The organism is Pseudomonas sp. SGAir0191 (genome assembly GCF_002812565.2).
GTDB classification, from domain to species: domain Bacteria; phylum Pseudomonadota; class Gammaproteobacteria; order Pseudomonadales; family Pseudomonadaceae; genus Aquipseudomonas; species Aquipseudomonas parafulva_B.
This window is the reverse complement of record NZ_CP025035.2, coordinates 183,833-204,490: the sequence shown is the minus strand read 5'-3', so window position 1 is coordinate 204,490 and position 20,658 is coordinate 183,833. Positions and strand designations below refer to the sequence as shown.

Genomic DNA, 20,658 nt, shown 5'->3' with positions numbered 1-20,658 from the left:
CGGAACGTCGCTCTCGCGCCCCGCTGGCAGAGGTAAAGCCTTTACCGTGCGATCAGACGCTGATGCACAGGTATTTGATTTCGAGGTAATCCTCGATACCGTACTTGGAGCCTTCGCGGCCCAGGCCAGAAGCCTTGATACCGCCGAATGGCGCCACTTCGTTGGAAATCAGGCCGGTGTTGATGCCTACCATGCCGTATTCCAGCGCTTCGGCGACACGGAACACACGGCTCATGTCGCGGGCGTAGAAGTAGGAGGCCAGGCCAAACTCGGTGTCGTTGGACATGGCAATGACTTCGGCTTCGTCTTTGAAGCGGAACAGCGGCGCCAGCGGGCCGAAGGTTTCTTCCTTGGCAACGGCAGCGGTCTTGGGCACGTCGACCAGAATGGTCGGCTCGAAGAAGTTACCTTCGATCAGCTTGCCGCCGGACAGGACCTTGGCGCCTTTGCTCACTGCGTCTTCGATGTGCTCCTGCACCTTGGCCACGGCCTTGCCGTCGATCAGCGGGCCAGTGGTGGTGCCGTCTTCCAGGCCGTTACCGATCTTGAGCTTGGCGACAGCGGCGGCCAGCTTCTGCGCGAACGCGTCATAGACGCCGTCCTGCACGTAGATACGGTTGGCGCAGACGCATGTCTGGCCGTTGTTGCGGTATTTGGAGATGATCGCGCCTTCGACTGCCTTATCCAGATCGGCGTCGTCGAACACGATGAACGGGGCGTTGCCACCCAGCTCCAGGGATACTTTCTTGATGTCCTTGGCGCATTCCTGCATCAGCTGGCGACCGATTTCGGTGGAGCCTGTGAAGGAGAGTTTGCGCACCAAGGCGTTGCCGGTCAGCTCGCTGCCGACTTCGCCAGCACTGCCGGTGACCACGCTCAGCACGCCCGCCGGAATACCGGCACGGTTGGCCAGTTCGACCAGGGCCAGCGCGGAGTACGGCGTCTGCGAGGCAGGCTTGAGCACCATGGTGCAGCCAGCGGCCAAGGCCGGGCCGGCTTTACGGGTGATCATGGCAGCCGGGAAGTTCCACGGGGTGATGGCCGCAGTGACGCCAATCGGCTGCTTGATGACGATCAGGCGCTTGTCAGGCTGATGGCCCGGGATGGTGTCGCCATAGACGCGCTTGGCTTCTTCGGCGAACCACTCGATGAAGGAGGCGGCATAGGCGATTTCGCCTTTGGCTTCAGCCAGCGGCTTGCCTTGTTCGGTGGTCATCAGGCGAGCGAGGTCGTCCTGATTTTCGATCATCAGTTCGAACCAGCGACGCAGCTTGGTCGAGCGCTCCTTGGCGGTCAGAGCACGCCAGGCCGGCAGGGCCTTGTCGGCTGCCTCGATGGCGCGGCGGGTTTCCGCAGTACCCATCTTCGGCACGGTACCAATGACTTCGCCCGTGGCAGGGTTGGTCACATTGATAGTCTGGCCGCTGTCCGCATCCAGCCATTCACCGTTGATGAAGGCTTGCTGGCGGAACAACTGAGCGTCTTTGAGCTGCATGTCGGCTTCCCGAATTGTTGATTGTTGAAAGCGCCCAGCGCAGGGCTCCGAGCGTTTGAAATCTCAAACGAATGCTAAGCGTCTGCTGGGGTGTTGGACAATAGGCTGTTCGAAAAAAAGAACGAGCGGTTGAACACCTTAATCTGAAATCGGCCCGCTGGCCTGGCGTAATGCAGCCCGCCGGACCTGGGCGAGCACGAATCGAAAATTGTAGCCCTAGGCAGCAGCACCATGGAGGCGAAATACGGCAACAGGTAAAAAGGGCTACAGATCAAGGCGATGGACGCCGACGAACGAGATAGGTATCATGCGTGCGCGTTGCACTCGTAGCTCAGCTGGATAGAGTACTGCCCTCCGAAGGCAGGGGTCGTGGGTTCGAATCCCGCCGAGTGCGCCATACATGAAAAGCCCCAGGCCAACGCCTGGGGCTTTTTCGTTTGTGCGCCCTGTCACACGCCTGGTACTGCCGTACCACAGGTCATTGGTGTTAGCGTGAGGGCCTTCCCGCACGACGGGGCCTCATCAATGACTGGCGAAGGAATGCGTACACTCATGCACCTGAAAAAGCTCACCTCTGTTTCCCTGCTGGCGGCCAGCATCGGCTTGTTCACATTGCCTGCCCAGGCCAACCTCACCCAGCAGCAGTCTGCGGCGATCGTCAAGGCGTTCGACGGCAGCGATCCGCATGACTTCAAGCAGTTTCTCGGCAAGCTCAAAGCCAGCGACCTGAACCAGGCCGATGGCCAGGGCGCCACCCTGGACACTTACCTGGCCGGCAAGCCGTTGGACGCCGAGCAGCAGAACGAGATCAATCGCCTGCTCGGGCTCTACACCCGCATCAAGTACGGCAAGGCTGCCACCCAGACGCTGCGCGAATTGGTGGCCATTCCCACGGTCACCGTCGAGGGCACACCTCAGCATGAAAACCCTGAGTTCCTGAAGATCGCCGACAAGATCAAGGCACTGGCCGACGGCTTTGGGCTGGCTTTTCGCAACGTCGACAACCGTGTCTACGAAATCTCCCTTGGAAGCGGCAAGGAAGTGGTCGGTATCCATGCCCATGCCGATGTGGTCCCTGTCACACCGGAAAACTGGAAGCTCGCCGACGGCACGCGCCTGGACCCGTTCAAGGTCACCCTGGTCGGTGATCGCATGTACGGCCGTGGTACCGAGGACGACAAGAATGGCATCGTCGTAGCGCTGTATGCCCTGAAGGTCGCCAAGGATGAAAACCTGCCCCTGGCGCGGCAATTCAAACTGCTGATCGACACCACCGAGGAAACCAGCGGCGATGCCATCCCGTACTACTTCGAGCGCAACCCCACGCCTGACTACAACCTCGCCCTGGATGGCGGCTACCCGGTGGTCATCGCGGAAAAAGGCTACGGCACCGTGATGGCGAATTTTGCCAAGCGTGCGGCCAGCGGCCAGGGGGCCGAAATCGTCAACCTCACCGGTGGGCTTGCTACCAATCAAATCCCGTCCACCTCGGTAGCGACCTTGCTCACCGACGACTCCAGCGCCCTGGCGCAGCGACTGAACACGGCCGGTGCCGAGTACGTGAAGCAAAACGGTGGCGACTTCAGCATCGCTGCCAAACCCGACGGCAAGCAGGTGGTGCTCACCGTGACCGGTGTGTCAGCTCATTCCTCAGAACCCGAATCGGGCGTGAACCCTGTCGCGCGCATGCTGGACTTCATCAATGCCGTGGACAAAACGGTGCCATTGAAGCAGAACCAGTTCACCGATGCTGCCCGCTATGCGGCGGACAACTGGGGCCTGGACTACCTGGGCAAGAAGCTGGGCATCGCCTATGACGATGCGTTCATGGGGCCGCTTACCGCCTCGCCAACCTTCGTCGGTGTGGATGACAAAGGCTTGAAGCTGGCGATCAACCTGCGCATTCCCAAGGGCAAGGCGGTCGCAACGATCAAGGATGAAATCGCCGACAAGCTCGGCAAATGGTCGCAGCAAAGCCATATCACCCCAGCCTATGACTACAGCCTGGATGAGCCGATGTACCGCAACCCTGAAGGCGAGTGGGTCAAGGCACTGCTGGCCGTGGCCAGCGAAAACCTGGGCATGGAGCACGCGTTCGGTACGTCCGCCGGGGCCACCTCGGTGCATGACCTGCCCAACGGCGTGCAGTTTGGTCTGGCCATGCCCGGTGTGAAGTACACCGGGCATAATGACAACGAGTTCAAGACCGTGGACCAGTTCATGCTGGACCTGCAGGTGGTCAGCGAAATGGTGGCGCGGATCGGGCAGATGCCGAAGCTCTGAAGCATCTGCCTTCTTGAGCCTGGGCTCTGCCCGCTTGTGCATGACGACCCGACCTTCGCGTTGGGATCGTCATGCAGCGCGAGCGCGTGCGAACAAGGCGGTGACGAGCCGGCGACAAAGCCATACAAGATGATGAAGCGCCGGGGTACGTCGGGTTTACGGACAAAGAAGATAGCGGGCAACGCGCATAGCCCGAAACTACGCCGGCAAAGCCAAATAGTCCGATTTGGGTATGCGAAGCGGCAGGACCATGGAGGTCCAGAGCACGCTGAAGGCTGCGAAGATGAGCGACGTGAACACCCCGCGCACGCGCAGGGTACGTTCACTGAGAAACAGCTGCAGCACCGAACGGAGCAAGACAAAGTAGCCGCCGCTGACCGAAGCCGGTGAAGGTGCGGGCAGCATGCGCCACAACACCAAGGCCATCCCCGCCATCAGCAAGACCGACACGAAATACACGCTGCGCCACAGCTAGCGCGCAGTGAATGCCCAGTAGCGCGCACCCTTGAAGCGATTGGGGACCGATGGGTACTGATGATCATCCGCGAAGCGTTCGACGACGTACGGCGGTTCAGTGATTTTCAGAAGCGACTGGGTGTTGCCAAGAACATCCTCACCGTAAAGCTCAAGGCAATGGTCGAATTGGGCGTGTTCGAGGTCCGGCCTGCTTCGGATGGGAGCGCTTACAAGGAGTATGTGCTGACCGAGATGGGGCGGGCCGCCTTCCCCATTGTCATCAGCATGCGCCAGTGGGGGGAACGTTTCCTGTACGGTTCAGGCGAGTGCCATTCGATCATGCTGGATAACGCGACGGATGAACCCATCGAGACGATCATCGTTCGATCCCGTACAGGCCGGCAGTTGAGCCCGGAGGACTGTCACCGACAATTGATCACCCGAGAGGGTTGAGGCAAACGCTCCCCTGCATGCTCATGACGTTTTTCAATCACCTCGATGCCGTTTCCTGCATTGCCGGACGGCGCTGGGTGGTCGATGCTTGCAGGACCGTCGCCAGTGTTTCCCTCCACCCGCAGAGGCCGCCATGAAAAACGTCGAACAAATCCTCAAGAGCAAGTCCGAACACCAGACCGTGTATACCATCGGCCCGGACGACTCAGTGCTCGACGCCCTCAGACTGTTGGCCGAGAGGAACATCGGCGCATTGCCTGTCGTTGAAGGCAACGAGGTGGTAGGTATCGTCAGTGAACGCGATTATGCGCGCAAACTGGTGCTCAAGGGACGCTCGTCGGCCGCCACGCCGGTGCGCGATATCATGAGCGCACCGGTGGTCACCGTGGAGCCGAAGCACAACCTTGAATACTGCATGAACCTGATGACCAACCGGCATTTGCGCCATCTACCGGTGGTGAGCAACGGTGAGCTGTTGGGGCTGTTGTCGATTGGCGACCTGGTCAAGGAGACCATTGCGGAGCAGGCAGGGCTGATCTTGCAGCTCGAACAGTACATCCGCGGTGAGTGAAACGCTTGGAAACGCGTTTGTCCGCACGCGCCACAGGTAAGGCTGGCCGTCAGCCGAGTCCAGAACGGTCCACACCCTATGCCGCTTGAATGGCGGTAACGGCGCATTGACTAGGGCGACTCACGGCCACTTACTTTCTTTCGCTGCGGGTAACTTATTTCTTGGCCGGATGAAGTGCTTCGTTCAACTGGTCGATCATGGGAATCCAGTCGGCATCGGCAGTGTAGCTTTCCTTGAGAAAATCACGCTGGCCTTCACTCCAGAACGGTGCATCGACCAACTTCACATCATCGTCGAGCGGCGAATGGGTAGTGATGAAGCGCTCGATCTCGACCGGGTCGTCGTCCAGTCCAAGCTGCTTGAACAATTCGGAAAAGTGGTGAGTCGGTTTGTCCATGATTCCTCCGCAGTGCCGGCATGCGCTTCGGTGTAAGCGCCAGTCCTGTTTGAGAGCTTGCGCTCAAGGGTGGGCATCAGCGCCCCAGGCAGGATGACCGCAATCATCGTGCCTGAGAAATAGACAGCGCGCCAAAGCAGAAGACTCGATAAATCCCAGTAATGCCTTGAGCAGACGACTGTGAGCCAAAAGGCGCAGCCTCCCTGCCCTGGATTTACAGCGGCGCGCGGCGCAAGGTGGCCAGGAACGTGGCCGCACCGATGAACAGCCCGGCAAAGGTACGGTTGAGGCGCTTTTGCTGCCTGGGTGTGCGCAGCACCCGCAGCACGCGGGCTGCAAGCCCGGTATAGCCCGCCATCACCAGCATGTCGACGGCGACCATGGTCGCGGCGATGGCGATGTACTGTGGCAGCAAAGGCGCATGGGGATTGATGAACTGCGGCAGCACCGCCAACATGAACACCAGGGCCTTGGGGTTGCTGACGTTCACCAGAAAACCCCGGAACACCAGGCTCAGCGGTTTGCCGATGGGTCGTATACCGGATTCATCGCTCATGTCCATGGGCAGGGCGCGCCATTGCTTATAGGCCAGGTACACCAGGTAGGCGACGCCGAACCATTTGATCACATGGAAGGCGGTAGCCGAGGCAGCCAAGATGGCTCCGACACCTGCAGCAATGATTGCGATCTGCATCACCAGGCCGATCTGCAAGCCCAGCGCATTCCAGTAACCGCGCCAGAACCCATATTGCAGCCCGCTGGACATCGAGGCGATCGCGCCCGCGCCGGGAGACAGACTGATTACCCAGCAGGCGGCAAAAAAACCCAACCACACTTCCATCGACATCCCACACCTCGCTCATGCACATGTTTCAAAACATTAAGCTAAGGTGCCGATGAAAAAATGACCAGCGCAATTTGAACGATTCTGCAGCTCTGCTTCCGAGGGGCCGGTAGCAAAGCTCGCAGAGCGCGCGTCAGCTGAGCGCTTCGAGTTCGGCCTGCATGGCTTCAAGCGTTTCCAATGCCTGCATCCAAGCGTCTTCGAGGTCACCTTCACGCTGCTTGAGCGCAGTTTGCCGGGCCAGCAATTCACGCAGCTCGTCCTTGCGCGCAGCTTCGTAGAGACCACCATCACCCAACGCAGCCTCGATCTCCGCCAACTGTGCATGCACCTGGTTGAGTTCAGCTTCAAGCTTGTCAGCGGTCTTCTTGTGCGGCGCCAATTGTTGGCGCAATGCTGCCGCAGCCTGGCGCATGGCCTTCTTGTCGGTCTTGTCGGGGTTGGCTACCGCGCTACTGACCGGCGCGTTGCGCTGACGATAGTCCACGAGCCAGCGGCTATAGTCATCGAGGTCCCCGTCGAAGGGTTCGACCTTGCCATCGGCGACCAGCAAGAAGTCATCAGTGGTGCTTTTGAGCAGGTGCCGGTCGTGGGACACCACGACCACTGCCCCTGCGAATTCCTGCAAGGCCATGGTCAGGGCCAGGCGCATTTCCAGGTCCAGGTGGTTGGTGGGTTCGTCGAGCAGCAGCAGGTTCGGCCGCTCCCAGGCGATGAGCGACAGCGCAAGCCGTGCCTTTTCGCCACCTGAGAAGTTCACGACCGGCTCGTCTACGCGATCGCCATGAAAATCGAAACCACCGAGGAAATCGCGCAGCGTTTGCTCGCGCTCGGTTGGGGCAATGCGCTGCAGGTGCAGCAAGGGGCTGGCCTTGTCGTCCAACGAGTCGAGCTGATGCTGGGCAAAATAGCCGACGGCGAGGTTTTCACCTCGCACCAGGCGCCCGGACAGCGGCTCAAGCTCACCGGCAAGGTTCTTGATCAAGGTGGACTTGCCTGCGCCGTTGGGGCCTAGCAGGCCAATGCGTGCACCTGGCACCAGTTGCAGCTTCACCTTCTCGAGGATGGCCTTGTCGCCATAACCCAGTCGCCCTTCGGACAAGCTCAACAGGGGGCTGGAGATTTTCTGCGACTCGCGGAACACGAAATCGAACGGCGAATCCACGTGAGCAGCTGACAGCTCCTCCATGCGCTCCAGGGCCTTTATGCGGCTCTGTGCCTGACGCGCCTTGGTGGCCTGGGCCTTGAAGCGCGCAATGTATTTTTCCATGTGCGCGCGCTGCGCCTGCTGCTTCTCATAGGCCTGCTGCTGTTGGGCCAGGCGTTCGGCACGGGTGCGCTCGAAGGCACTGTAGCCGCCCTTGTACAGGTTCAGCTTGCGTTGTTCGACATGCAGCACGTGATCGACCACGGCATCGAGGAAATCCCTGTCGTGGGAGATCAACAACAGCGTGCCTGGGTAGCCCTTGAGCCAGTCTTCCAGCCAGAGGATGGCGTCCAGGTCCAAGTGGTTGGTCGGTTCGTCGAGCAATAACAGGTCGGAGGGGCACATCAATGCCTGGGCCAGGTTCAGGCGCATCCGCCACCCACCGGAGAAGTCGCCGACGCGGCGGTCCATCTGCTCGTTGGTAAAGCCCAGCCCCGCCAGCAGCTTGCGCGCTCGCGCATCGGCGGTATAACCGTCAGCACTGTCCAACTCACTGTGCAGCCGGGCCAGTGCCGTACCGTCATGGGCCTGTTCGGCCTCTGCCAACGCAGCCTGCACCCTGCGCAATCGCACATCGCCGTCGAGCACATAGTCCACGGCCACCCGGTCAAGGGTATCGACCTCCTGGCGCATGTGTGCGATCCGCCAGTCTGCCGGCAGGTGGCAATCACCGCCATCGGGTGACAACTCACCGCGCAGCAAGGCGAACAAGCTGGATTTGCCGGCACCGTTGGCACCGATGAGGCCGGCCTTGTGACCGGTGTGCAGGGTCATCTCGGCGCCATCTAGCAAGCGCTGAGGACCACGCTGTAAAGTGAGGTTGGATAGTCTGATCATGATGGTCGCGGAGTCTACCAGCTTCCTCGGCCCATAGCGCGAGTGGAACCATGCAAAGCGACTTGTGGGATCACGCCCTGAGCCTGTACGCCAGGCCCGGTGTGGAAGCGGCTTGCCTCGACCTGCAACGGCAAGGAGGCGATGTATGCCTGCTACTGTGCGCCACCTGGCTGCAGGCCAGGTCAATCGAGGTGCAGCAACAGCGCATCGAGGCATTGCAGGGCTGTGCAGGGCCCTGGCAACGGGATGTGGTATCGCCCTTGCGAAGCCTGCGCGAACAATGGCGAGAATCAGCCACAGACGATCAACCGTTGGCTGAACTTCGAGAGCAACTTAAAAAGCTGGAGCTTTCGGCCGAAAGAGCGCTGTTGGAGCGCTTGCAAGCCTGTGCATCACAGTGGCCCGCTGGCAGACCTGGACAAACGGGCGACTGGCTGGCTGGGCTTGTGCCGAGCCAGCTGCAAGATCACCGCGCGCTTGAACAATTGCGCGCGGCGGCACTGGCGCATCAGGCGTCGGTGGACGACGACTGAGCAGCACTTACATCGGATACTGGTGTGGCAGGGCTCACCGAGTTGCCGGACGATGGGGCTTTTTCTTCCGCAGCTGTTGCCGGCTTGGCACTCGCGGAGCGGCTGCTGGCAGTGCGAGTCGCCGTTCTGGTAGCGGTGCCACGGGTCGAGGGTTTGGCAGGTGCGGGCTTGCTTGTGGCTTTTGCACCCGCAGCGCCTGATGCAGACTTAGCCGCCTGGGGACGGGCTGCATTAGGTTCGGTCGCGGAAGACTTGGCCGCCGTTGCTTTGGCAGGGGACTTGGCCGCGGCCGGCTTCGCGGCAGCCTTGGCCGCGGTAGGCTTCGAGGCCGATCTCGCAGCGGGTTTGGCTGCCACGGATTTGGCGTCGGCGGCCTTGGCCGCAGGCTTGGTCGCTGCGGTTCGCGCGGCTGGTTTGGCCTTGCCGGTAGCTTGGGTGGACGATTTGGCGGCTGTGGTCTTGGCAGCAGGCTTGGTAGCGGCTGGGGCGGCAGCCTGGGCTGCACGTTGCTCGAGGGCCTTGGTGGCAGCTTCACGCACCTTGCCAACGCCCTGGGCCAGTTTCAGGCTGTCCTGAGCATCGCGCTTTAGCTGCTGGATGTAGCCGCGAGTCTGGGTCTGACGGTCCTTGAGCGAGTCGAGCAGCGCTTCGAGCTCGGCAACTGCCTTCTTGGCCTTGTTTTGCGACTTGGCTTTGCCCGCCGTTGCTGCGTCCTGCAACTTCAAGCGACCGTTATGCAGTTTTTCCTGGGCCTTGCCGCGCTGCTTTTCCAACTTGGCCAACAGCTTCTCTGCATCAGCCAGCGCTTGCGAGCAGGCCTCTTCCAAATGTTCAAGCAAGCTACCCGAAAGTTGCTGAAGCAGGTGTAACGGCGTGCTGACTGGCTTTTTCTTTGCCGACATGACTTACCTCCTGACTGATGAGAGTGCGACTCATACTATGCTTCCGCTGCGCAGGCCGCTAGGGCATCTTGACCGCAATATCCATACACTGTTGCATATCAACGTCTGAGTACATTGCGCATCGCAAACACTTCAATCAACAACTCATCGCCGGCGCTAACTGCCGTTGCTGAATGCATCATGTGCCCGGCACGGGGCGAGCCCGTACCTCCCTGAACACTGACATACTTCGCCACCCATCGCCGTAGGAATTGGTCATGCTTCGATCCATTGTTCTAGGTTTTTGCCTACTGCCGATGTTGGCCGTGGCCAACACCGATGATCAGGACCTCGCCTATAGCCTGGGCGCCAGCCTGGGTGAACGGCTGCGACACGAAATGCCAAGGCTACAGCTCGATGCGCTCGTCGAGGGCTTGCGCCAGTCTTACCAGCAACAGCCCTTGAAGTTGAGCCAGGCCCGCATGCAGTCGCTGCTCGAACAGCACCAACCGCAGCAGCAAGACGCTGTGCCCCAGGCGCCTGAAGCCGCAGAGGTACGTTTCATGGCCAATGAGCGGGCGCGTGCTGGTGTGCGTGAGTTGATGCAAGGCGTGCTGTACAGCGAGCTACAAGCAGGCAATGGCCCGCAGCCCAAGGCAGGCGCCAAAGTACTAGTGAATTATGTGGGGCGGTTGCCCAGCGGGGACGTGTTCGACCAAAGCCGCGAACCGCAGTGGTTCAGCCTCGACTCGGTTATCGAGGGCTGGCAGGTGGCGCTGCCGCAGATGCGGGTGGGGGCAAAATGGCGACTGGTGATTCCGTCTGCACTGGCCTATGGCGCCGACGGCGCGGGTGATTTGATCGCACCCTACACGCCGCTGGTTTTTGAAATCCAATTGCTGCAAACCAAGGACTGAATGGCCCTCAGACGGGCGCCAGCCCTTCTTCCTTGTGCGCGTTGTGCAGCACTTCAATCAGACAGTCTTCAAGCTCGAAGCGCTCATGCAACAAGCTGCCAAGCTTGCCGAGCTTCTCGGCAAAGCGCTCGGTGTCCCTGCATTCAGCCTTGACGCAGTGATCGTTGAACGCCAGTGCAATCTGGGTAATGTCATCGATGCGTGGGCTGATCTCGCCTGCAAGGTCAAGGGCTCGGGTGTCTCCGAATGCCTTGGCCTCGCTGACCAGTTGTTCACAGATTTCGAAATGCCACGCCGAGACGTAATCCACCAGCAGCGCACAGAAGTCGCCGTTGGTGTCCTTGTCTGCAAAGGCAGGCTTGGCATCGCGCAAAGAACGATAGGCATGAACCAGTTGCTCGCGCTCGCTCAGCCAACGGTCGATCAGCGTGTTGACCCCGCCCCAGCGTTCCTGTGCATTCTGACAACTATCGAGCATGGCGATCTCTTCCCCTGTGGGCTGATGCCGCTGCTCCTCGCGTAGCGCTGCTATGGCACGAGACTGAATCAGCAGGACAGCATCAAACCTTGGATTTTCGGTATGCGTGCTCGGAGATTATTCCCACGCAAGCTGCCCTTCAAGGTACGCAGGGTAATAACTTCGTACAAGTGTTTAATAAACCGCCTTGGCACCACCGGTCGTGCGGCGGTTCAGCGTTGCTCGATGTCATGGGTGACCAAGGCATGCAGGCGACTTGCAAGTAGATGGCCAAGCGCCAACGCAGCCAGGAGCACAAAAGCCATCAGGCTCCATTCGGGTAGCGTCAAGTCCATGAAGCTCCAGGTCAGGGCATTGCAATCAGGGGCCCCGGAAAACAGTTGCCGGGCAAGCTCGTTCCAGTACTGCCCGGCGTTGTGGTCGATGGCGACGGGGCACACCAGATCATCGACAACAACCCCCTGCAACCAGACATGCCTTGCGGCTACTGCAGCGCCACCCAGAGCAAAGCCAAGCGCTAGCTGGGCATAGCGGCGTTGGCCTTCAAGTGTCGGCCCATGCAGCACCGCGCTTAGACACACCAGGACATACCCTGCCAGCAGCACCCGTTGCGTCAGGCACAGTAGGCACGGCAAAAGCCCAAGCGCGTCCTGCAGCTTGAATGCAGTGACCAGGGCAGTGAGCGCCACCAGGCAGGCAGGGAAGAAGAAAGTACGCAGGCGGGCCGGCAGCATGGGCAGTGGGGGTCCCGGTATCGGTGGTCGTGACTTGAAACGGTAGAGGAAACACATCCTTTGTTTCAAGGCACAACAGTCGAGACAATTCCCAGCGTTGCCTAGGAAATATCCAACTGCCGTGTAAGACGCACCTTAAGAAAATACGTCAGGATTTCTCCACCCCAAACCGAAAGATTACCTGCCCATGAAGCCCGCGGCTTCCCGCGGGCCAGGGTCAGGTCAAGCGCGAACCGTCTCCGGCAAAGGCAGCGCGAGCAAACGCTCATCGAGCAAACCAAGCCCTTCCTGGAAAAGCAGATTGCTGCGTTCGGTTTCGCCAAGGCCAGCGAGTAGACGCGCCAGCTCGGCGCAGGCTTCGGGGTTGCGCTCCATGCGCAAGCTGCTTTCCAGGTAGTCACGGGCCTTGCCCCACAACCGATTCTGCAAGCTGAGTCGACCCAGCGTCAGCAGCAGACTGGCATCCTGGGGATGGTCCTTGAGCCAAGCTTCGGCGGTCTGCAGCTGGCGCGCGGGATCTTCACCGCGCACCAGACCGTACAGCCGGGCAAGATGGCTTTCGTAGCTGCGCTTGAGCGCCGTACGCAACACCTGCTCGGCCTCGCCCTGGGCGCCGAGCTGGCGCAGTTGTTCGGCATAGGCCAGGACCAGTTGCGGCTCCTGACGCTGGGCGGAGGTCAATTGCTGCCAGGCACGCTCCAAGGCTTGGCGAGCCGTTTGCGCATCTTCGCCCCGGGTCTGTGCCAGGCTCAGGTTTTGCCCCCAGGCACGACGTTCGAGCGTGGCAAGCTCGGTAGCGGGCAGCACCTTGTTCTTGCGCAGGTCCGGCATCAGGCGAATGAGCGCAGGCCAGTCGCCGCGCTCGAGCTGCAAGCGTTGCAACAAACGCAGTACCTGAGTGTTGTGCGGATGACGCTCCTGCATGGCCAGCAACGTCTGAAGCGCCCCGTCGTTGTCGCCACGGTCCATTTGCAGTTGGGCATGGGTCAGGGCTACGGCAAGCTCCGCCTGAGGTTGCCGCTCCAGCGCACGCTCCAGCAGACCGTCGCTTTCCTCGACACGGCCCTGCTCGTTGGCGGCCTTGGCGGCGCCAAGGTAATACATCAGCGGTTGACGTTCAGCCTCTGCGGCCCTGTGCAGATGACGCTGGGCGCTGGCCCAGCGCCCTTCTGCCAAGTCCAGCTGGCCCTGTTCGATGGCAACGCGGTTACGCCGGTTGCGGTTGCGCCGGGACCAGGGGTTGACCGCCCCGCCAGAGGCCAGGACCAGGCCGACCAGAAAACGCAACACCAGCAGCGCCAGGATGACGGCCAGCAGCCCCAACAGCGCGGCCCAAAGCCCGGACTGGTAACGGAAGCTGCCATAGGAAATCATCACGTAGCCGCTGTGCTTGGCAACGGCCACGCCGAGGGCCGCCGCCACCACAATGGCCAATACCGCCAATAGGTAGACACGCTTCATGGCTTGTCTCCCTTGTCCTCGGCAGGCAGATGCCGGCGCTGGATATAGGCCTGAACGGAGGCAAGGCTTTCACTGAGATCAGGGGTCACGACCGAAACGGGTTGCTTGGCCAGTGCGTTGAGGCTGTCGAGCATGGCTTTGCTCTGCGGGTTGTCGGCGTTGAAGTTGGCCAGCAGCACGCTGCGTGCATCATCCAATGCCTGGGCATAGACCTTCGCATCACCGTTGAGCGCTGCCCATTGCGCCTGCTCCAGCGTAAGGCTCAGCGCCAGGCGCAGCTGGTTGAGCTGCTGACCGGCGAGCAACGGTTTCACATTCTCGTCGGCATTGAATTCAATCTGGAAATACTTGGATATTTCCGACCACCATTTGGCCAGGCGACTGGCACCATCGCCGTCACTGGTCAGCGCACCCATGGCATTGGCGTCATTGTCGAATTCGGGCGACTGGGCGCTCAATTGCTGGACGAGCTCACGCTGGGCCGCCAATTTCAGGAACAGGCCGGTGCGGTCAGGTTGCTGGGTATTGTTGAGGGTGGCGAGGCTGCGGGCCAGTTGCTCGCGCGCGGCAAAGGCGCCAGGGTCGCTTTGCTCGCGCAAAATCTCGTCCGCGCCTTCGACCAGTGCCTTGGCGCTGGTGATGTCCTGCAAAGCCGACAGCCTCAGGGTCGCCAGGCGCAACAGGTGTTCGGCTTCGGCCAGGCGCCATTCCTTGCGGCTTTCACCAAGTACGGTCTCAAGCCGCTGACTCAGACGCTGTTGATCGCCTTGGAGCTGCGCCACCAGGCGACGGCGGTCTTCAAGCTCACTGGCTGCCGGCAGACCTGCCAACTGCGCGCTGATTTTCTGTTCGCGCTGCTGAAGTGCCTCGGCACGCTGGTTCAGCGCCTCCAGGTGCTGGCCCTGATCGAATTCGCTGCCTTGCAGTTGGTGCACTTGCCAAGCGCCCCAACCACCGATAGCGATGCCGGCAGCGCCCAACAACAGGGCCAGCGCGGCCAAGCCATTGCCAGAGCGCTTGGCGGGCACTGGGGTGACAGGCTCCGTCGGCGCCTGTGCCGATGTTTGATCCTTGTTGGACAAGACAGTCTCGCTCACGTATCCATCCTTTGCATGGGGGCGCGCCGCCTTAGAGCTTGGCGCCTGGGTCGGCAGGTGCAGCGCTGCGCTGCACGGCTGCCAGCAAGGCCGTGGCGCTGGCGCCACGGCAATCCACAACGTGTTGGGCACCTGCGGCCCGGGCCTGTTCGGCGACCCGCGGGCTCGGTACGAACACCGGCAAGCGTGCCAGCTGCGGCCATTGGCTACCAGCCAGTTGCTGCAAGTGTTCGAAACCCTGTCCACTGCTGACCACCAGGCCATTAAGGCGTTCCGCTTCGATGCGATGCAACAGGTAGCCCGCAGGGTACGGCGGCAGGTTGCGGCGATACAGTTCCAGATAATCGACGGTAGCACCTAGCTGAGCAAGACGCTCTGCCAGCAGTTCGCGACCTCCGACACCCCGCACGATCAAGATGCGCGGCGCTGGGTTCGCCAGTACCTGTTGTAGCGCAGGCAATTCGAGCAGGGCTTCACTGTCGTCCCCGCATGCGGGGAAGCTGACATCAAGCTGTGCATCCTGCAGCACCGCAGCAGTAGCCGCGCCTACCGTGAACCAACCCTGGGGCGGTAGGGATAGCTGCCGCTGCGCCGCTGCCGCCAGCAGCAGCCGGGCGGCCGGTTTACTGACCACGATGGACCCCTGGTAAGTGGACAGTTCCTTGAGCAATTCCAACTGCGGCGGCTGCAGCATGACTGGTTCGATTGCAAGCAAAGGCATGCAGCTGCTGGCTATGCCGGCTTCGCCCAGTGTGTGGGCAAGCGCTGCACACTCCTCGGCGGGCCGGGTCAACAGCAGGCGCCAAGGGCTCACGAATGCCCTGCCTCGCCGTAGACTTCCTTGAGAATGGCCTCAGCACCCTGATTGAGCAGGTCTTCGGCCACCTGCATACCGAGTGCTTCGGCTTGCAGACGAGGCGCCCTGGCCTGGGCGACCAACAGGGTACCGCCGTCTGGATGCCCTACCAGGCCGCGAAGCCACAGCTGGTCTTTTTCAAGCACGGCATAACAGGCGATCGGCACTTGGCAACCGCCGTTGAGGCGCTTGTTCAAGGCGCGCTCGGCTACCACACGATCGGCCGTATCGAGATGATGCAAAGGCGCAAGGAGCGCGTGGATCTCTGCGTCGGCGCTGCGGCACTCGATGCCGACGGCGCCTTGCCCCCCGGCAGGAAGGCTATCGTCGACGCTGATGCTGTCGGTGATTCGCGCTTCGAAGCCCAGGCGGATGAGCCCGGCTGCCGCCAGGATGATGGCGTCGTAGTCACCCGCGTCGAGCTTGGCCAGGCGTGTATTGACGTTGCCGCGCAGAAAGCGGATTTGCAGGTCGGGACGACGGGCCAGCAGTTGGGTCTGTCGACGCAGGCTCGAGGTTCCGACGATGCTGCCGGCGGGCAACGACTGGAGGCTGTCGAACCGGTTGGAAACGAAGGCATCGCGCGGATCTTCACGCTCGCAGATGCAATACAGGCCAAGGCCCTCGGGAAAGTCCATGGGGACGTCTTTCATCGAGTGCACGGCAATGTCGGCTTCGTGCTCGAGCAGAGCGGTTTCCAGTTCCTTGACGAACAGCCCTTTGCCGCCGATCTTGGCCAAAGGTGCATCAAGCAGCTTGTCACCTCGGCTGACCATGGGCACCAGGGAGACTTTCAGGCCAGGGTGGGCCTGTTCCAGGCGCGCCTTGACGTATTCGGCCTGCCACAGGGCCAGGGCACTTTTACGAGTGGCAATACGGATTTCGCGAGTGGACATGTAACGCCCCGAACCAGAGAAATGCCGCCGATGATAACAGCATCACCGGCGGCACTAGCAGATACGGATCAACAGCATGGCCGAAGCTGCCAATGACAGCCCGGCTGGAGGCCTGCGCGCGACTCTCATTAGCGATGGCGCGTTATTGCCTCAAGCGCTCAGAGGGTCTGCATCATCTTGCGCACGCCTGCTACATGGCGCCGGCTCACGGTCAGGGCATCACCGTCGAGCCCTCGAAGGTACAGTTGGAAATGCCCCAGAGGTGTGCGTTGCAGGCGTTCGATCCGTTCCCGCGCAACCAGCGCATTGCGGTGGATACGCACAAAACGGTCGCCAAATTCATCCTCAAGCGCCTTGAGGGGCTCGTCGAGCAACACTTCGCCCGTTTCATGGCGCAGGGTCACGTACTTGTGATCGGCAATGAAATAGATGATCTGAGCGATAGGGATCAGCTCGATGCCTTTGCGGGTTCTGGCGCTGATGTGGCTGCGGGGACCACTGCCCTCGTGGCCTGGACGCGTGAGCGCGGCCAGCTGGCTGCGGTTCGGCCGGTCGGCCCTGCGCAGTGCCTCGCGAAGCGCCTGCCCGTGAACAGGCTTGGTCACGTAGCTGAGGGGGGTTTCCTTGAAGGCATCTTCCCCATACTCGTCATCACCGGTACAGAACACGAGCGCAGGCGGCGCCTCACGCTCGCACAGCCGGGCGGCGACCTGCAGACCATCGAGGCCAGGCATTCCGATATCCAACAGGACAATGTCGGGTTTCAGGCTTTCGATCAGCGCAAGGGCCTCTTCACCATTGGTGGCACTTGGCTCCAGCACGGTATAACCCTCGAGTTCACCGAACATTCGGCTTAGGCGCTCGCGGCCTTGGGGTTCGTCATCAACGATCAGGACATTCATAATTGCGCTGGATTCCTGAGTGAGTCTCGCACGGTTAAAAGCGTAGACAGCTGTGTTTGAAGCGACGCTGCGTGTCACGCTCTAGACCGGTGCGATAGCCAAAGATTCACTGTGGCTGGCAGATTAGCTGCCCGCCTCTGTCAAACTGTAGACGGTCCATGGAACACTGCCGTTCAATCCGTAAAATCTCCGTTGCCTACAGCGCGCTATGCCTTTTCCTCGCGCCCACCCTGCAGGCGCCCTGCGGCACTGGGCCTAACCCTGTTATCATCGCGGCAATTTTTCGTTCACGCCTGCAATGAGTGAAACCATGAGCACTGACAAGACCAATCAGTCCTGGGGCGGCCGCTTCAGTGAACCCGTAGACGCCTTCGTCGCCCGTTTCACGGCCTCGGTCGATTTCGACAAGCGCCTGTACCGCCACGACATCATGGGCTCCATCGCTCATGCCACCATGCTGGCGCAAGTCGGTGTGCTCAGCGATGCCGAGCGCGACACCATCATCGATGGGCTCAAGACCATCCAGGGCGAAATCGAGGCTGGCACCTTCGACTGGCGTGTCGACCTGGAAGACGTGCACATGAACATCGAAGCGCGCCTGACCGACCGCATTGGTATCACCGGCAAGAAACTGCACACCGGCCGTAGCCGCAATGACCAGGTCGCGACCGACATTCGCCTATGGCTGCGTGACGAAATCGACCTGATTCTGGCCGAAATCACCCGCCTGCAAGAAGGGCTGCTGGAACAGGCCGAACGCGAAGCCGAAACCATCATGCCTGGCTTCACGCACCTGCAGACGGCGCAGCCGGTCACCTTCGGCCACCACCTGCTGGCCTGGTTCGAAATGCTCAGCCGCGACCATGAACGCCTGGTCGACTGCCGCAAGCGTACCAACCGGATGCCATTGGGCAGTGCTGCGCTGGCCGGCACGACCTACCCCATCGACCGTGAGCTGACCTGCAAGCTGCTGGGCTTCGAAGCCGTGGCAGGCAACTCCCTGGACGGCGTGTCGGACCGTGACTTCGCCATTGAATTCTGCGCCGCCGCCAGTGTGGCGATGATGCACCTCTCGCGCTTCTCCGAAGAACTGGTGCTGTGGACCAGTGCCCAGTTCCAGTTCATCGACCTGCCCGACCGATTCTGCACCGGCAGCTCGATCATGCCGCAGAAAAAGAACCCGGACGTGCCCGAGCTGGTGCGTGGCAAGAGCGGGCGCGTCTTCGGTGCACTGACTGGTTTGCTGACCCTGATGAAAGGCCAGCCGCTGGCCTACAACAAGGACAACCAGGAAGACAAGGAACCGCTGTTCGATGCCGCAGACACGCTGCGCGATTCGCTGCGTGCCTTCGCCGACATGATCCCGGCCATCAAACCCAAGCATGCCATCATGCGCGAGGCCGCCTTGCGCGGGTTCTCGACCGCAACGGACCTGGCCGACTACCTGGTGCGCCGTGGCCTGCCGTTCCGTGACTGTCACGAAATCGTGGGCCACGCGGTGAAGTACGGGGTCGATAGCGGCAAGGACCTGGCAGAGATGAGCCTGGAAGAGCTGCGTCAATTCAGTGACCAGATCGAACAGGACGTATTCGCCGTCCTTACGCTGGAAGGCTCGGTAAATGCCCGTGATCACATCGGTGGTACGGCACCGGCGCAGGTACGTGCAGCGGTGGCGCGCGGCAAGGCGTTGCTGGCCGCACGCTAACGGCGCTGAGTGACGGGGCGAGGGCTACCCTGCCCCGTCGCTTTTCCAAAAATATTCAGATTGACGGGGGCTGTAACACAAGCCCCCATCTGGTCGGACTAGCCCGCGGCCTCAGCGCCTGTTGCGCATCATTTCCAGGAAGGACGGCATTGCCGCTTCCTTGTCTGCGACGATTTTCGCCATGTGGGGGTTCTGCCCCATTAGTTCGAGCAATGCCTTGGCCTGAGGGAAATCTTCAAGGAAGTCGATGTTGAGCACTTTCTTGCCTACGGCGCATGCCAGGTCGACCGAGAAGCAGAACATCAGGTCGGCCAGGGTCAATTGCTCGCCTGCCACGTAAGGTGCAAAACGCCCGTTGCGCTTGAGCGTGGCGAAACCTGCCAGAAGCTCGGTGCGCGCCTTTTCCTTGACCAATGGTTCCACGGGCATGCCAAAGAATGCTTCGGCGTAGCACGTACGCGCAGGGAGCTCGATGTACAGCTCGATCTCCTTGACCAACTCATGCACCTTCGCCTTTGCGTACGGATCAGCGGGAAGCAGCGCCTTGCCGTCCTGGGTCTGCTCGATGTAGTCGAGGATCACCGTGGTTTCGCTGAGAAAGCCGTGCTCGGTCTCCAGTACCGGCACCTTGCCCCGTGGGCTGACTTCCAGCACCTGGGGCGTCTGACCGCTGAAGAACAGGACTTCTTCGAAAGGCGCGCCCTTTTCCAACAAGGCCAATTTGACCATGTTGTAGTAGTTGCTGACAGGGAATCCGTGGAGCTTGAGCATGGTTCGACAGCCTCCGGGCCGTATGGGGATGGCAGGGCTGTTATAGCCCGTTCGCCGTCGGCTGACCAGCGTCATGCACCCGGTCAATGACCAGGCATTGCCACCACGGACGTGGCAAACTGTAGTGCCCACGACAGGAGTAATCCCATGAGCGAGCCCACCGATATCGACAATGACGATGAAGCGTTCGCCGAAGCCACGCTGACCCAGGCCATCGAAAACCAGATTGAAAGCGGCGAGCCGGCTGCGGCGAAGGCTACGTTCAACAAGCTGACACTGGTCGGGTATGAGCGCGAGGATATCCTCAACCTGATGGCCCACGTGCTGGCCTTCGAGATCGACAACATGCTGGCGCAGGACCGAGCCTTCGATAGCCAGTGGTATGAAAACGCCTTGCGCGCGCTACCCCAACTGCCTCCTGAGATGGATCAAGGCGACGACGAATAACCCGGCTACACTTCAGATTCAGGCACCCCCGCGGTGCCGCTATCCTCGTCTGGAAGTCAGGAGTCGCCATGTCCTTTTCACCCGAACTGATCGCTGAACTGGAAGTGCTTGCACTGTTCAATCTCGACAGCAGCCAGGAAGGCATCAAGATTCACAACACCGCATCCCCGACGCTCATCGCCGCCGCGCAGCGGCTGCACGAAAAAGGCCTGACCGATCAACCCGACGGTGGCTACCTGACCAGCCTGGGTCACGACGCGGTCGAAAGTGTTCAGTTGCTGCAGAACATTCTGAGAGCGCCCCAGCCGGCCTGACCTTGTGATTGACTGGGGCTGCGTTGCAGCCCCTGCTGTACATTGGCCGCGGAATGCTCATTCACAAACCGTAAACTCTGTTTTCTCGGCTGCGCGCGCCTTGCCTGGCCCTTGTCTCGATAC

General features: G+C 60.9%; 22 protein-coding genes and 1 tRNA gene. 9 read left to right on the top strand and 14 right to left on the bottom strand.

All coding sequences use genetic code 11. The annotated features are described in order from the left end of the window. Positions 1-52: 52 nt before the first annotated feature. Entirely contained in the window at positions 53-1,495 is a 1,443-nt protein-coding gene (gene gabD / locus CWR53_RS00860) for an NADP-dependent succinate-semialdehyde dehydrogenase (RefSeq protein WP_058604696.1), read from the bottom strand. A 320-nt stretch (positions 1,496-1,815) separates the two neighbouring features. On the opposite strand from gabD, the gene CWR53_RS00855 reads away from it, so the two are divergent. Continuing rightward, positions 1,816-1,892 (top strand) — tRNA-Arg (locus CWR53_RS00855). A 155-nt stretch (positions 1,893-2,047) separates the two neighbouring features. After that, complete coding sequence (locus CWR53_RS00850; protein ID WP_100850584.1) at positions 2,048-3,778, top strand: dipeptidase; 1,731 nt, start codon at positions 2,048-2,050, stop codon at positions 3,776-3,778. Between the two features lie 198 nt (positions 3,779-3,976). Here the strand turns inward: CWR53_RS00850 and CWR53_RS00845 are convergent, their stop codons facing one another. Beyond that, positions 3,977-4,228: a hypothetical protein gene (locus tag CWR53_RS00845; RefSeq protein WP_375335472.1), complete on the bottom strand. Its 252-nt coding sequence runs from the start codon at positions 4,226-4,228 to the stop codon at positions 3,977-3,979. A gap of 84 nt (positions 4,229-4,312) precedes the next feature. Here CWR53_RS00845 and CWR53_RS00840 point away from each other — a divergent pair, with 84 nt between their 5' ends. After that, a complete protein-coding gene (locus tag CWR53_RS00840) occupies positions 4,313-4,687 on the top strand; it encodes a helix-turn-helix domain-containing protein (protein ID WP_081322850.1) in 375 nt (124 codons plus the stop codon). Positions 4,688-4,820: 133 nt separating this feature from the next. Next, positions 4,821-5,258: a CBS domain-containing protein gene (locus tag CWR53_RS00835; RefSeq protein ID WP_100850583.1), complete on the top strand. Its 438-nt coding sequence runs from the start codon at positions 4,821-4,823 to the stop codon at positions 5,256-5,258. A gap of 154 nt (positions 5,259-5,412) precedes the next feature. Here the strand turns inward: CWR53_RS00835 and CWR53_RS00830 are convergent, their stop codons facing one another. The 3 genes from CWR53_RS00830 to CWR53_RS00820 all read right to left on the bottom strand — a co-directional run bounded on the left by CWR53_RS00830 (position 5,413) and on the right by CWR53_RS00820 (position 8,543). Then, on the bottom strand, positions 5,413-5,655 hold the full coding sequence (locus tag CWR53_RS00830) for a DUF2789 domain-containing protein (RefSeq protein ID WP_100850582.1): 243 nt from the start codon (positions 5,653-5,655) through the stop codon (positions 5,413-5,415). Positions 5,656-5,869: 214 nt separating this feature from the next. After that, positions 5,870-6,502: a LysE family transporter gene (locus tag CWR53_RS00825; RefSeq protein WP_058604691.1), complete on the bottom strand. Its 633-nt coding sequence runs from the start codon at positions 6,500-6,502 to the stop codon at positions 5,870-5,872. A 130-nt stretch (positions 6,503-6,632) separates the two neighbouring features. Next, a complete protein-coding gene (locus tag CWR53_RS00820; RefSeq protein ID WP_100850581.1) occupies positions 6,633-8,543 on the bottom strand; it encodes an ATP-binding cassette domain-containing protein in 1,911 nt (636 codons plus the stop codon). A 50-nt stretch (positions 8,544-8,593) separates the two neighbouring features. Here CWR53_RS00820 and CWR53_RS00815 point away from each other — a divergent pair, with 50 nt between their 5' ends. Continuing rightward, on the top strand, positions 8,594-9,076 hold the full coding sequence (locus tag CWR53_RS00815; protein WP_058604689.1) for a TIGR02444 family protein: 483 nt from the start codon (positions 8,594-8,596) through the stop codon (positions 9,074-9,076). On the opposite strand, the gene CWR53_RS00810 is transcribed toward CWR53_RS00815, so the two are convergent. After that, the gene (locus CWR53_RS00810; RefSeq protein ID WP_100850580.1) at positions 9,052-9,978 is read right to left on the bottom strand and encodes an AlgP family protein; all 927 of its coding nucleotides are present in this window, start codon (positions 9,976-9,978) and stop codon (positions 9,052-9,054) included. The genes CWR53_RS00815 and CWR53_RS00810 overlap by 25 nt on opposite strands. A 257-nt stretch (positions 9,979-10,235) precedes the next feature. Here CWR53_RS00810 and CWR53_RS00805 point away from each other — a divergent pair, with 257 nt between their 5' ends. Then, positions 10,236-10,874, top strand: coding sequence for an FKBP-type peptidyl-prolyl cis-trans isomerase (locus tag CWR53_RS00805; protein WP_100850579.1), 639 nt, complete (start codon positions 10,236-10,238; stop codon positions 10,872-10,874). Positions 10,875-10,881: 7 nt separating this feature from the next. Here CWR53_RS00805 and rsd read toward each other — a convergent pair whose 3' ends face one another. The 7 genes from rsd to CWR53_RS00770 form a co-directional block, all read right to left on the bottom strand. Further along, entirely contained in the window at positions 10,882-11,352 is a 471-nt protein-coding gene (gene rsd, locus CWR53_RS00800) for a sigma D regulator (protein WP_100850578.1), read from the bottom strand. A 212-nt stretch (positions 11,353-11,564) separates the two neighbouring features. Beyond that, the gene (locus tag CWR53_RS00795; protein ID WP_100850577.1) at positions 11,565-12,086 is read right to left on the bottom strand and encodes a disulfide bond formation protein B; all 522 of its coding nucleotides are present in this window, start codon (positions 12,084-12,086) and stop codon (positions 11,565-11,567) included. A gap of 222 nt (positions 12,087-12,308) precedes the next feature. Beyond that, positions 12,309-13,547, bottom strand: a complete 1,239-nt coding sequence (locus CWR53_RS00790) for a heme biosynthesis HemY N-terminal domain-containing protein (protein ID WP_100850576.1) — start codon at positions 13,545-13,547, stop codon at positions 12,309-12,311. Further along, the gene (locus CWR53_RS00785) at positions 13,544-14,644 is read right to left on the bottom strand and encodes a uroporphyrinogen-III C-methyltransferase (protein ID WP_058604683.1); all 1,101 of its coding nucleotides are present in this window, start codon (positions 14,642-14,644) and stop codon (positions 13,544-13,546) included. The genes CWR53_RS00790 and CWR53_RS00785 overlap by 4 nt, the downstream gene beginning before the upstream one ends. A gap of 31 nt (positions 14,645-14,675) precedes the next feature. After that, positions 14,676-15,458 (bottom strand): uroporphyrinogen-III synthase, encoded by a 783-nt coding sequence (locus tag CWR53_RS00780; protein WP_100850575.1) that lies wholly within the window; start codon positions 15,456-15,458, stop codon positions 14,676-14,678. Further along, positions 15,455-16,396: a hydroxymethylbilane synthase gene (hemC, locus tag CWR53_RS00775; RefSeq protein WP_100850574.1), complete on the bottom strand. Its 942-nt coding sequence runs from the start codon at positions 16,394-16,396 to the stop codon at positions 15,455-15,457. Before hemC ends, CWR53_RS00780 begins: the two co-directional genes overlap by 4 nt. Positions 16,397-16,554: 158 nt before the next feature. Then, positions 16,555-17,298, bottom strand: coding sequence for a LytTR family DNA-binding domain-containing protein (locus tag CWR53_RS00770; protein ID WP_058604680.1), 744 nt, complete (start codon positions 17,296-17,298; stop codon positions 16,555-16,557). 310 nt (positions 17,299-17,608) lie between these two features. Here CWR53_RS00770 and argH point away from each other — a divergent pair, with 310 nt between their 5' ends. After that, positions 17,609-19,003: an argininosuccinate lyase gene (argH, locus tag CWR53_RS00765; RefSeq protein WP_058604679.1), complete on the top strand. Its 1,395-nt coding sequence runs from the start codon at positions 17,609-17,611 to the stop codon at positions 19,001-19,003. Between the two features lie 111 nt (positions 19,004-19,114). On the opposite strand, the gene CWR53_RS00760 is transcribed toward argH, so the two are convergent. Then, positions 19,115-19,774, bottom strand: a complete 660-nt coding sequence (locus CWR53_RS00760) for a glutathione S-transferase (RefSeq protein WP_100850573.1) — start codon at positions 19,772-19,774, stop codon at positions 19,115-19,117. Between the two features lie 147 nt (positions 19,775-19,921). Here CWR53_RS00760 and CWR53_RS00755 point away from each other — a divergent pair, with 147 nt between their 5' ends. Further along, positions 19,922-20,221 (top strand): hypothetical protein, encoded by a 300-nt coding sequence (locus tag CWR53_RS00755; protein WP_058604677.1) that lies wholly within the window; start codon positions 19,922-19,924, stop codon positions 20,219-20,221. Between the two features lie 68 nt (positions 20,222-20,289). Further along, the gene (locus CWR53_RS00750) at positions 20,290-20,535 is read left to right on the top strand and encodes a TIGR02647 family protein (protein ID WP_023535777.1); all 246 of its coding nucleotides are present in this window, start codon (positions 20,290-20,292) and stop codon (positions 20,533-20,535) included. Positions 20,536-20,658: the final 123 nt, after the last annotated feature.